The 11,721-nt window shown below is 63.3% G+C and carries 10 protein-coding genes; 9 read left to right on the top strand and 1 reads right to left on the bottom strand.

Going from position 1 to position 11,721, the window contains the following annotated elements; translation table 11 throughout:
* The first annotated feature begins 523 nt into the window (after positions 1 to 523).
* The 3 genes from F6X61_RS22545 (at position 524) to F6X61_RS22535 (ending at position 2,398) form a co-directional block, all read left to right on the top strand.
* Positions 524 to 1,051, top strand: coding sequence for a DUF3455 domain-containing protein (locus F6X61_RS22545; RefSeq protein WP_153788615.1), 528 nt, complete (start codon positions 524 to 526; stop codon positions 1,049 to 1,051).
* A 103-nt stretch (positions 1,052 to 1,154) separates the two neighbouring features.
* Positions 1,155 to 1,703 carry a sigma-70 family RNA polymerase sigma factor gene (locus tag F6X61_RS22540; RefSeq protein ID WP_153788614.1) on the top strand — a complete coding sequence of 183 codons (549 nt, stop codon included), beginning with the start codon at positions 1,155 to 1,157 and terminating at the stop codon, positions 1,701 to 1,703.
* A complete protein-coding gene (locus tag F6X61_RS22535) occupies positions 1,700 to 2,398 on the top strand; it encodes an anti-sigma factor domain-containing protein (RefSeq protein ID WP_153788613.1) in 699 nt (232 codons plus the stop codon). Before F6X61_RS22540 ends, F6X61_RS22535 begins: the two co-directional genes overlap by 4 nt.
* Before the next feature lie 53 nt (positions 2,399 to 2,451).
* Here F6X61_RS22535 and F6X61_RS22530 read toward each other — a convergent pair whose 3' ends face one another.
* Positions 2,452 to 3,357, bottom strand: a complete 906-nt coding sequence (locus tag F6X61_RS22530) for a LysR family transcriptional regulator (RefSeq protein WP_153788612.1) — start codon at positions 3,355 to 3,357, stop codon at positions 2,452 to 2,454.
* A gap of 158 nt (positions 3,358 to 3,515) precedes the next feature.
* Between F6X61_RS22530 and F6X61_RS22525 the strand changes: the two genes are divergently transcribed.
* From F6X61_RS22525 to F6X61_RS22500, 6 genes are all read left to right on the top strand, one after another.
* Positions 3,516 to 4,625, top strand: coding sequence for an S-(hydroxymethyl)glutathione dehydrogenase/class III alcohol dehydrogenase (locus tag F6X61_RS22525; RefSeq protein ID WP_153788611.1), 1,110 nt, complete (start codon positions 3,516 to 3,518; stop codon positions 4,623 to 4,625).
* 43 nt (positions 4,626 to 4,668) lie between these two features.
* Entirely contained in the window at positions 4,669 to 5,067 is a 399-nt protein-coding gene (locus F6X61_RS22520; RefSeq protein ID WP_153788610.1) for a VOC family protein, read from the top strand.
* Between the two features lie 157 nt (positions 5,068 to 5,224).
* Positions 5,225 to 6,559, top strand: coding sequence for a DUF3422 family protein (locus tag F6X61_RS22515; protein ID WP_153788617.1), 1,335 nt, complete (start codon positions 5,225 to 5,227; stop codon positions 6,557 to 6,559).
* Positions 6,560 to 6,617: 58 nt separating this feature from the next.
* A complete protein-coding gene (fghA, locus tag F6X61_RS22510) occupies positions 6,618 to 7,448 on the top strand; it encodes an S-formylglutathione hydrolase (RefSeq protein WP_153788609.1) in 831 nt (276 codons plus the stop codon).
* Positions 7,449 to 7,466: 18 nt separating this feature from the next.
* The gene (locus F6X61_RS22505) at positions 7,467 to 8,774 is read left to right on the top strand and encodes an NAD(P)/FAD-dependent oxidoreductase (protein ID WP_153788608.1); all 1,308 of its coding nucleotides are present in this window, start codon (positions 7,467 to 7,469) and stop codon (positions 8,772 to 8,774) included.
* A gap of 92 nt (positions 8,775 to 8,866) precedes the next feature.
* The gene (locus F6X61_RS22500; RefSeq protein WP_153788607.1) at positions 8,867 to 11,518 is read left to right on the top strand and encodes an excinuclease ABC subunit UvrA; all 2,652 of its coding nucleotides are present in this window, start codon (positions 8,867 to 8,869) and stop codon (positions 11,516 to 11,518) included.
* The last annotated feature ends 203 nt before the right edge of the window (positions 11,519 to 11,721 follow it).

Here is an 11,721-nt window from a genome sequence, read left to right as displayed (position 1 = left end):
CCTTCGCCTAAAAGGCGAGAACTCTACGTAAAATCCGGCCTCCAGAGGCGCTGGCGACATTTCAAAGGTTTTCATACAAAGCCTAGCGAGATTGCAGATAGCGTGAGTACCACGTGCACTGAAGCCCATCTGCGCTCGTCGCTTTTGGCTGAAATCAGCCTTTCGTGAGCGTCCGCAATGGGTCGATAGCGGTCATCCACGACCGGCAGTTTTCGACCCAAAGCTGCCGGTGAGGCTGACAATAATTCTGTGGGAGCGGCGGTGCGCCGATGCGACTTGCCCCGCGAAGAGGCCGGCCCATGAAAAGCAATAGCCTGGCACGGGCTACGCCCGTGTTCGCGGGGCAAGCCCGCTCCTACGAAAACTACTGTTGGGCTCACCGGCAGCTCTGGATCGTCAGCTGCCGGTCGTGATGGGCGAAATCAATTTTTCCCACCCAGTGCATCCAGTCCACCCGTTGGCGGGTATTGCTTATGGGCGGCCTGTGGCTGCCCAGCCAAATGACCTGTCAGGAGCACGACCCATGAGCCTCAAACCCTCCGCCTGCCTGCTCGCCTGCAGCCTCGCCCTGGCGCTGCAACCCGCTCACGCCCAATCCGCGCTACCAGATGCGGTCAAGGTCCCCGATGGCCACCGCGTCCTGCTCGAGACCGTCGGCGTCGGCGAGATCACCTACGAGTGCCGCGACAAGGCCAATACCCCCGGCCAGACCGAATGGACCTTCGTCGGCCCCAAGGCCGTGCTCAATGACCGTGCCGGCAAACAGGTGGGCGATTACTACGGCCCACCCGCCACCTGGCAGGCCAAGGACGGATCGAAAGTCACCGGTACCCAGCTGGCGGTGGCCCCCGCAGAAAAGGACGCCATCCCCTATCAGCTGGTCAAGGCCAACCCGGCCGAAGGCAAAGGCGCCATGCAGGGCGTCAGCTACATCCAGCGCCTGGCCACCCGCGGCGGCGTGGCGCCGGCAAGCGACTGCACGGCGCAGAACAAAGGTGCCAAGCAGGTCGTCCAGTACCAGGCCGACTATGTGTTCTGGACAGCCAAGTAAGACGCACTTGAGCAGACACCTTGCAATCGTTCATCTACGCTCGTTGGCAAGCCCCCGGCTGGATGGCCGGGGTACCTTGCATGACACAAGGAAGCCGCACACGTTGAACTCGCCCGTCGCCCCGTTCGACTTCCACCGCTGCCTGCTGGCCTGCGCACAGGGCGACCGGCGCGCCCTGCAGGCGCTTTACGACTACGAAGGCGCGCGCCTGCTGGGCGTTGCCCGACGCATCGCGCGCGACGACGCCAGCGCAGAAGACATCGTCCACGATGCCTTTATCCGCATCTGGACCCGCGCCGCCAGCTTCGACCCGGCACGCGGCTCGGCGCGCGGCTGGATCTACAGCATCACCCGCCACCTGGCGCTAAATTCGATCCGCGATACCCGCCGTGAAACCGTGCTGGACGAAGCCGATATGGATACGACGCCCACATTGCACGGGGGATTCAATGACACTGACCTCTGGTCAGGGTCGGCGAAGATCTACCGTTGCCTCGAAAAACTGCAGCCTGCACCGCAGCGTTGCATCCTGCACGCCTATGTGGACGGCTGCAGCCACGCCGAAATCGCCGGGCTGCTGGGGGCGCCATTGGGCACCGTCAAAGCCTGGATCAAGCGCAGCCTCAAGGCATTGCGGGAGTGCCTGGAATGAAGCCGGATACTGCCGAGGAACTGCACAGCCTCGCCGGCGAGTTCGTGCTGGGAACCCTGTCGCCACAGCAACACGCCACAGTGACCGAGCGCCTGGGCAACGATCCGGCTTTGCGCGCCGCCGTGGATGCCTGGGAGGCACGTTTGCTGGAGCTGACCGCGCTGGCTGCGCCGCAGCCACCGAGCGCCCGCCTGTGGGGCCGTATTCAGCGCAGCCTGAATGAGCTTGCCGCACCCTCCGTACAACAGCGCGTCAAAGGGTGGCGACGCCTCGGCCTGTGGCAAGGGCTGAGTGCTGCGGCGCTGGCTACAAGCGCGGTCCTGGCGTTTACCTTGCTGACTGCGCCCCCACCCACCACTCAATTCGTGGTGGTATTGGTGGCGCCGAGCAGCCAGGCCGCCGGCTGGGTGGTGCAGACCAGCGACAGCCGCATGATCGAGCTGATCCCGCTTGGCCAGGATGTTGTCCCCGAAGGCATGGCCCTGCAGTTCTGGACCAAGGGCGAACAGTGGCAAGCACCGGTTTCACTGGGCCTGGTCAAGCCCGGAGAGCCCTATCGTGTTCCGCTGCAGAGCCTGCCACCGCTGGAGGCCAACCAGTTGTTCGAGCTGACATTGGAGAAATCCGGCGGCTCGCCTACCGGGCTGCCGACGGGGCCGGTGAAGTTCATTGGCCGTGCGGTGAAAGTGATTTGAGCAAAAAGTGCCTCGCTTTCCACGCCGTAGGTCCAACAGCGCTTTGCGGCGTGTCAGCGCAAAGCTGGCAGCGCCCCAACGGCCGCCAGCATTTCATCAAACACCACTCGAACCCTTCCCGGAACGGGGCCACGCTGAGGGCGATAAACGTACAAGCCCCATGCCGGAGGCTCTTCGTCTTGCAACACCTGCACAAGTTTCCCGCTGGCAATGTAGGGAGCCGCCATGTAGTCCGCCAGTTGGGCGAAGGCGACCCCGGCCAATGCGGCGCCTAATTCCATGTCGGCATTGTCGGCGATAAGGGTGGGAGCTGCGGGTATCCACTGCTGTCCCGCTTTGAAATGCCAAGGCCAAGGGCGGCCGGTGTTGGTGTCCAGGGCTGCGGCGATCGGCAGGCCGGCCAGCGCATCGATATCGCCAGGTGCACCCACTTTCTCGATAAGCCGTGGCGCAGCAACGATGGGCAGCCTCATGTCGCCTGCCCTGCGCGCGACGAAACGGCTATCGCGCATGAACCCGACCCGGATGCCAACGTCGATCCCGTCGTCAACCGTATTGCTGATACGGTCGGACAGGCGCACATCCAGGGTGATCCCGGGATGACGCTCGGCAACCCGCTCCAACGCCGGTAGAACTGCTCTGGTACCCAGGCTGTGCGGCGCGGTGATGCGCACCGTGCCCGACAGCACATCCTGCTGGTCGGCCACAGTCGGCCGCCACAGATCCTCGAACCGCTCCAGCACAGGGCGCACCTGTTCCAGCAGGCCTTCGGCATAGGCGGTAATGCGCACCTGCCGCGTGCTGCGATGGAACAGCACCTCGCCGTAGTGACTCTCCAGTTGCTGAATGGCTCGCGTGACGCCTTGCGGGGAAGTCCCCAGGCGCACGGCTGCGTCGCGAAAACTGCTGCTTTCGGCTGCCACCCGGAATATGCGCAGCAGTTCGATATCTTTGGTCATTGCCCATGCCTCTTGGCCAGCTTCGTCATACGCTAATTATTCCAAATTTAGGAATTATAAAATCGCGACAATTCCATATACAACATCCCTGCCGTTTCCCAAACTGACAACACAGCGGAATGCTCCGCTCCTGAACCAGTTAACGAGGAAACGACATCATGAAATCACGTGCCGCAGTCGCCTTCGGGCCTGGAAAGCCGCTGGAAATCGTTGAGATCGACGTCGAGCCGCCGCGCAAGGGCGAAGTGCTCGTCAGGATCACCAATACTGGCGTTTGCCATACCGACGCCTTCACCCTGTCGGGCGACGACCCCGAAGGCCTGTTCCCGGTCGTACTGGGTCACGAGGGGGCGGGCATCGTAGTGGAGGTGGGTGAAGGTGTGACCAGCGTAAAACCTGGCGATCACGTCATTCCGCTGTACACCGCCGAATGCGGCGAGTGCCTGTTCTGCAAGTCCGGCAAGACCAACCTGTGTGTTGCGGTTCGCGCCACCCAGGGCAAGGGCTTGATGCCCGATGGCACGACCCGCTTCTCGTACAACGGCCAGCCGCTTTACCACTACATGGGCTGCTCGACCTTCAGCGAATACACGGTGGTCGCCGAAGTCTCGCTGGCCAAGATCAACCCTGACGCCAATCCCGAGCATGTCTGCCTGCTGGGTTGCGGTGTGACCACCGGCATCGGCGCCGTTCACAACACGGCCAAAGTGCAGCCGGGCGACTCGGTGGCCATCTTCGGCCTCGGCGGCATCGGTCTCGCGGCGATTCAGGGTGCACGCCAGGCCAAAGCAGGTCGCATCATCGCCATCGACACCAATCCGGCGAAGTTCGAACTGGCTCGTACCTTCGGCGCCACCGAGTGCCTTAACCCGAAGGACTTCGAAAAGCCGATCCACGAGGTGCTCATCGAGATGACCGGCTGGGGTGTCGATCACACCTTCGAGTGCATCGGTAACGTCAACGTGATGCGTTCGGCCCTGGAAGCAGCCCACCGTGGTTGGGGCCAATCGATCGTCATCGGCGTCGCCGGTGCCGGCAAGGAAATCTCTACCCGTCCGTTCCAGCTGGTCACCGGCCGGACCTGGAAGGGCTCGGCCTTCGGCGGTGTCAAGGGTCGCTCCCAACTCCCGGGCATGGTGGAAGACGCCATGAAAGGCGAGATCGATCTCGCCCCCTTCGTCACCCACACCATGGGTCTCGAAGACATCAACAAGGCCTTCGACCTGATGCATGAAGGCAAGTCGATTCGCACAGTGATCCACTACTGATCACCCACTAACCACTCAACACCAACCATCAAGGAAATTAGCCATGTCCAATCCTGTCATCTCCGGCGACGGCATCTTCTCGCACGTCTTCATCGGTGCCGCCGACGTTCAGAAGTCGGCCGCATTCTACGACGCCGCGCTGGGTGCCCTCGGCATCAACAACCTCGGCCCTTTCGGCAATGGGTGGGTGCTGTTCGGTCGCGAAAAACCGGCTTTCATCATCGCCCGCCCGGGCAATGGTGAAGCGCCCTCCTGCAACGGCATGACGATCGGCTTTGCGGCCGCCACTCCCGCCGAAGTGGATGCCTTCCACGCCGCCGGCCTTGCCGCAGGCGGCACCGACGAGGGGCAACCTGGCGCACGTAGCCACCTGCCGGGGGCCTATGCGGCCTACCTGCGTGATCCGGCGGGCAACAAGGTCTGTTCGTACACCTTCGTCTGAAAGCAACAAGGCTGAGGGCGTTCTGAACGGGTCAGCACAAGCCGCTGTACAGCGACGGTGCCAGCTGATGAAGAACGGCCCGCAGCCATGTGCGAAACGCATGGCTGCGGGCTTAAGCCTTGAAGTGTGTTTTCAACCAATCAGAGATGAGGTCGTTATGAAAAAGCCGGCGCACATCATTACGACGACCGCACACCCCTCCCCGACCACCACCGTGTACGGCATGCCGGCCTTTGCCGATCGTGCGGCAGCCGTGGGCGAAGTGCATGCGCGCCCGCATCTGTTGCTTCAGGCCCCTCGCGGCATACTGCAGCTCGCTTTCATGACTGAAGGCGACGTGGCCAAGGATCAAATGGCGATGAGCACGTTGTCTCATCGTTTCAATACTGGCGAACCTGACCACGCTACGCCGCTCCACGGCGTGACATGGGATGAGGGAGGCCTGCACTGCGAAAAGCACACCGAGTTCTCGACCTATCTCTGGTGCGCTTCACTGGATTGCGAAACAGGAGCGCCGTGCGGCGAAAATCCGTTCAAGCATGGATTTGTGGCTCCGGGCCCGGTCATATCCGGCATCCGTTTGAAACTTCTGCCATGGACGCCGGAAACGGAGCAGGAAGCCAATCGCTTCGATCCTGCCAGCCTGTGCTACTCGCTGGTGGAGAACGGCTCTGCCGCCATCCTGACCGATTTCCGACAGGATGAAGATGGCCTGACGCAGATCCTCGTCCTTACTCGCGACTTGACCCCAGCACGGGTGGGAGCACTGGCTCAACGCCTGCTGGAGGTCGAGACTTACCGCACCTTGGCGTTGCTGTCCCTGCCGTTGGCACGATCGATGGGAGCGAAGCTGCGACGCATGGAGTCGCGCCTTGCTGCAATCACCGAAGAGATGTGCACGAGCCTGGCAGAACGGCGCGACAACGACGTGCTGCTTTCCGAACTGACCGGCCTGGCTGCCGAGCTGGAAGCTGGCGTTGCGGCGAATCTCTATCGCTTCGGCGCCAGCCGTGCCTACTACGAGATAGTCGAAGAAAGGCTGGCTGCGCTTTCGGAAGAGGCCGTATCAGGGTACTGCACCTGGGCGGACTTCCTGCAGCGTCGCATCGCTCCGGCCATGCGCACATGCCAATCGGTAAAGGAGCGCCAGGCCAAGCTCTCCGACAAGCTTACCCGGGCCATCGCGTTGCTGCGTTCCTGGGTCGACGTCGAACTCGAACGCCAGAACCGCGATCTGCTGGCTTCGATGAACAACCGGGCCAAGATGCAATTGCGCCTTCAGCAAACCGTCGAAGGCCTGTCGGTCGCGGCAATTTCTTATTACGTCGTGAGTCTTCTGGGCTATCTGCTCAAGGGCATCGCGATCATCCACAACGTTGTGGCGCCGGTGACGGCGGCTCTGGTGCCCATGGTGATGCTGTCGATCTGGTGGGTGGTGCGCAGGATCAGGCACGCCCATGGCGACACGGCAGCGGACCAGAAATCTTCCTGACGAGCCGCCGTCCTGGCACGCGATCGCTGTGCCGTTCGTTTGAACATTGGAGAACAACATGGAACGCCTCGAACATCACGCCAGCTTTGATGGTTGGCAGGACGTCTATCAGCACGCCTCCACGACACTCGGTTGCACGATGAAAGTCGGCGTCTATCTGCCTGCGCAAGCGCAGCACGGCAAGGTGCCGGTGCTGTACTGGCTTTCAGGCCTGACCTGCACCGAGCAGAACTTCATCACCAAGTCCGCCGTCCAGCGCTACGCGGCCGAACATGGCATTGCCGTCGTCGCGCCCGATAGCAGCCCTCGCGGCGAAGGCATCGCCGACGATCCTGCCTATGACCTTGGGCAGGGCGCGGGTTTCTACATCAATGCCACGCAGCAACCCTGGGCTGCGAACTATCGGATGTATGACTACGTCGTGCGGGAGCTGCCGGAGCTGATCGAGGCCCACTTTCCCGTGACAGCGCAGCGGAGCATCAGCGGCCACTCCATGGGTGGGCATGGCGCCCTGGTCATCGCCCTGCGCAACCCGGGCCGTTATCAAAGCGTCTCGGCCTTCTCGCCCATCGTCGCCCCGACCCAGGTTCCCTGGGGGCAAAAAGCCTTCGAGGCGTACCTGGGCAGCGATCGGGAAGCCTGGAAGCAATACGACACCGTGGAACTGATTCGCACTGTGCAGGAGCGTTTGCCGTTGCTGGTGGATCAGGGCTTGGCCGACGAGTTCCTGGACAGCCAGCTTCAGCCCGACCTGCTGCGCAAAGCCTGCGACGAGACAGGGCACCCGCTCAGGTTGAATCTGCGCCCAGGCCATGACCACAGCTACTACTTCATTGCCAGTTTCATTGGCGAGCATATGGCACACCACGCATCGGCGCTGAAACGCTGACACAGAGGAGACCAGGTCATGAAAAAGACCTCTGAAAACCGACATCACGTCGTCATCATCGGAGCGGGCTTCGGCGGGATCGAGGTTGCCAACCGGCTTGCGGGCGCCGAGGTCGATGTGACGATCATCGATCGACGCAATCATCACCTGTTCCAACCCTTGCTCTACCAGGTTGCAGGGGCGTCACTCTCGACATCGGAGATCGCCTGGCCTATTCGCCATCTGTTTCGCAATCGCCCGGAAGTGAACACCTTGATGGCGGAAGTGGAAGGTATCGACCAGAACGCGCGCCAGGTCATTCTCAACAATGGATCGCGGCAAACCTACGACACACTCGTGCTCGCGACAGGTGCCACCCATGCCTACTTCGGACACGACGAATGGGGGGCTTTCGCACCGGGTTTGAAAACGCTGGAAGATGCCACGACCATTCGGGGCCGAATCCTCGCGGCCTTCGAGGAGGCAGAGCGCACCAGCGACCCACAGCAGCGTGCCGCGCTGCAGACGTTCGTCATCATCGGTGGTGGACCCACCGGGGTTGAATTGGCCGGAACTATCGCCGAGCTTGCACGCGACACGCTGACCCGTGACTTTCGCTCAATCGACCCGAGCACATCGCGTGTTGTGCTGATCGAGGCGGGCCCGCGCCTGTTGTCCGTCTTCCCGGAGGATCTGTCGGCCTATACGCGCCGGGCGCTCGAAAAGCTCGGGGTCGAGGTTGTGCTGGGTTCGCCGGTCACCGAATGCTCGGCTGACGGCGTGGTGCATGGCGGCCAGCGCCTTTCGGCCAAGACCATCGTCTGGGCCGCCGGCGTCCAGGCGTCTCCGGCGGCTCGCTGGTTGGGTGCCGCGTCCGATCGTGCTGGTCGAGTGGTCGTTGAACCCGACCTGACGGTGGCCGGTCACCCGGAGGTCTTCGTCATTGGTGATACCGCCTCGTGCACCATGGCCGATGGCAAGCCCGTACCGGGTATCGCCCCGGCAGCCAAACAGCAAGGGAAGTACGTCGCCAACCTCATTGGCCGGCGTTTGCAGGGCAAGCCTGCCGACGGGCCTTTCAAGTACCGGCATCAGGGGAACCTGGCCACCATCGGCCGCAGCCTGGCAGTCATTGACATGGGGCGGGTGAAACTGCGTGGTGCCTTTGCGTGGTGGATCTGGAAACTCGCGCATATCTACTTTCTGATCGGCACGCGAAATCGTCTCAGTGTCGCGTTGAGCTGGGTATGGAACCACAGCATCGGCTATCGTGGCTCTCGCATCATCATGCCTGCGATTACCGACAAAGCGCCCAAGGCGCTGGATAAAGCTGGCTCACTTGATTGAGCGTCTCGCATTCGAGGTGGGCAAGCCCGGACGCTTGACCGACCTGCCGCGAAATCGGTCCATCGCCACCTCACGAACCACAGGACACGAACATGCCAGACGCTTCTTTCGGTGAATCCTCTTGTACCGCCGCAGCCAGCGGCCTCGTGCAGGTGCGCGGTGCACGCGAGAACAACCTCAAAGAGGTGGACGTTTCCATCCCGCGCAACGCGCTGGTGGTGTTCTCGGGTGTCTCCGGCTCCGGGAAGTCCTCGCTTGCCTTTGGCACTATCTATGCCGAGGCACAGCGGCGCTACTTCGAGTCGGTGGCCCCCTATGCGCGTCGACTGATCGACCAGGTCGGCGTGCCGGACGTCGATGCGATCGATGGCCTGCCGCCGGCGGTGGCGCTGCAGCAGCAGCGAGGCTCCAGCAACACGCGTTCCTCCGTGGGCAGTGTGACCACCCTCTCCAGCCTGGTGCGGATGATGTATTCGCGTGCCGGCGCCTACCCGGCCAACCAGCCGATGCTGTACGCCGAGGACTTTTCACCCAATACGCCGCAGGGGGCGTGCCCGACCTGCCACGGCTTGGGCCATGTGTACGAGGTGACCGAGGCCATCATGGTGCCCGATCCCTCCTTGAGCATCCGCGAGCGGGCGATCGCCTCCTGGCCCCCCGCCTGGCAAGGGCAGAACCTGCGCGACATCCTGGTCAGCATGGGCTACGACGTTGACCGGCCGTGGCAGGACCTGCCGAAGAAGGACCGCGACTGGATTCTGTTCACCGAGGAAACACCGACGGTGCCGGTGTACGCCGGCTTCACGCCTGCCGAAACCCGCGCCGCGCTCAAGCGCAAGATGGAGCCGAGCTACATGGGCACTTTCACCGGCGCCCGACGCTATGTGCTGCACACCTTTGCCAATACCCAGAGCGCGCTGATGAGAAAGCGCGTGTCCCGCTTCATGGAAGGCAAGCCGTGCCCCGCCTGCCACGGCAAGCGGCTCAAGCCCGAGGCGCTGTCGGTAACCTTCGCCGGCGTGGACATCGGCGCCTTCATGCAGATGCCGCTGGACCAGTTGGCTGCCCTGCTCGACCCCATTGCCCAGGGCGATTTCCGCGCCCATGCCGCGGGGGCGGATACGGACAAGCAAACGACCCGGCGCGACCGTGCCGAACGCGCGGCTTCCGGCCGCGCCGTCCATGCAGTTTCGCCCGACGTGCGCCGCACCAACGCGCTGTCGGAAGAAAAGCGTCTCGCCGCGCAGCGCCTGGCCGCTGGAGTGATGGCACGCCTGCGCCAACTGCGCGGCCTGGGGCTTGGATACCTGACGCTGGACCGCGCCACACCGACGCTTTCGGCCGGCGAACTGCAACGCCTGCGACTGGCCACACAATTGAGTTCCCTGCTGTTCGGCGTCGTGTACGTGCTCGACGAGCCCTCGGCGGGGCTGCACCCCTCCGACAGCCAGGCCCTGTATGACGCACTCGACCGGCTGCGCGACGCCGGCAATTCGGTGTTCGTGGTGGAGCACGACCTGGCCCTGATGCGCCGCGCGCAATGGCTCGTCGATGTCGGGCCGGATGCCGGGGAGCGTGGCGGTCGCGTGCTCTACAGCGGCGAGCCGGATGGCCTGCGCAAGATTGCCGAGTCGCACACTGCACGCTACCTGTTCGACGAAACCCCCACGCCGGGGAGCCGAGCACGCGAAGCGACCGGCTGGCTGCAGTTGCACGGCATCCACCGGCATAACCTGCGTGGCGTGGATGCGCGTATTCCGCTGGGCGTGCTGACGGCGGTCACCGGCATCTCCGGCTCTGGCAAGTCCAGCCTTGTCGCGCAGGCCCTGCCGGAGCTGGTGCTGCTGCACCTGGGCCACGAGCCTGAAGACGATGCTGCCCAAAGCGCCACCAGCGAAGGGCCGGCAGTGATCGAGGCAACCGGTGGTCATCTGGCCGGTGACGTGGACGCCGTGCAGCGCCTGGTGCAGGTGGATCAGAAGCCGATCGGGCGCACGCCCCGGTCCAACCTGGCCACCTACACCGGCCTGTTCGACCACGTGCGCAAGCTGTTCGCCGCCACGCCCGATGCACGTCGCCGCCGATATGACGCCGGACGTTTCTCGTTCAACGTGGCCAAGGGGCGCTGCGAGACCTGCGAAGGTGAGGGCTTCGTCAGCGTGGAGCTGCTGTTCATGCCCAGTGTGTATGCGCCGTGCCCGACGTGCCATGGTGCACGCTACAACGACGCGACGCTGGAGGTGCAATGGAATGGACGCAACATCGCCGCGGTGCTGCAGATGACCGTGGACGAGGCCAGCGAATTCTTTGCAGGTGAAGACGCCGTGGCTCGGCCCCTCCAATTGCTGCGTGATATCGGGTTGGGCTACCTGCGCCTGGGGCAGCCGGCCACGGAACTTTCCGGTGGTGAGGCGCAGCGCATCAAGCTGGCAACCGAGCTTCAGCGCAGCCAGCGCGGCCGCAGCCTGTACGTGCTCGACGAGCCGACCACCGGGCTGCATGCGGCGGATGCCGACCGGCTGCTGGTGCAGTTGCAGCGCCTGGTCGATGCCGGCAACACCGTGGTGATGATCGAGCACGACATGCGCGCGGTGGCCCAGGCCGACTGGGTGATCGACGTGGGGCCTGGCGCGGGCGCTGCCGGCGGCAGCATCGTGGCGGCGGGTTCCCCTCAGCAGGTGGCTCGAATGGCAGATAGCCGAACCGCACCCTTTCTTGCGCAGGAATTGGCGCTCGGCCAGTAGCCTGTTGAAGTGGCCAGGCCTTCATGGAGGCCTTCTGACCTCCGAGACAACTGTGAGCAGGAGCTGCGTATCTATCGGCTGATGACTTGCTGCCCGTGATGAAGGGCAGCTATGGGTCGAAAGCAGCCATTCACGACGGGCAGCTAACGACCCGAAGCTGTCATTGAGCCCAAAAACAATCTTTGTGGGAGCGGGTTTACCCG

It is taken from the genome of Pseudomonas sp. EMN2 (genome assembly GCF_009650555.1).
GTDB lineage: Bacteria > Pseudomonadota > Gammaproteobacteria > Pseudomonadales > Pseudomonadaceae > Aquipseudomonas > Aquipseudomonas sichuanensis.
This window is presented reverse-complemented; position numbering and strand designations above follow the sequence as displayed.